Source organism: Neisseria sp. P0021.S007 (assembly GCF_051956855.1).
The window spans coordinates 1-449 of the sequence record NZ_JBQCXA010001664.1 but is presented as its reverse complement, the minus strand read 5'-3'; the positions used below and the strand labels follow the sequence as shown (position 1 = coordinate 449).

The 449-nt window shown below is 48.3% G+C and carries 1 protein-coding gene; it reads right to left on the bottom strand.

The genetic code is table 11. The annotated features are described in order from the left end of the window. Positions 1-446, bottom strand: a 446-nt coding sequence (locus ACTHUR_RS20805) for a S26 family signal peptidase (RefSeq protein ID WP_440400701.1), incomplete at its 3' end; no start/stop codon positions are given. Between the last annotated feature and the right edge of the window lie 3 nt (positions 447-449).

Genomic DNA, 449 nt, shown 5'->3' with positions numbered 1-449 from the left:
ATGTTGCCGACAGGGATAATGACCTTATTCAAAATCGGCAGGCGGATACCGTAAGAGAATTTGTTCACCAAGATAAAATCGCCTTTGACCAAGCCCGGACGCATGGAGCTGGACGGAATTTGGAACGGCTCGGCAATAAAGCTGCGCAACACAAAGATAACCAAGATGATGGGAAAAAAGCCGCCCATGTAGTCGGTAAAATGCGCATTGTCTTCGCCGGTCTCGCTTTTTTTCAGATGGCCTTTATGGATTGCCCAAACAATACCGGTAAACACGACAAACACCAGCAATACGGCGGTAAAGCTCATAAATTCGGACAAAATGCCGAATACGCCGACCATACACCGGAGATAACTCCATTGCAGGCCGGAGCTCCATTCGCCGTTTTCCTGACGCTCTTTGCTGCTTTTGAAGTTGAGGACCAAGCCGGCCAACAGTACAACAATTGT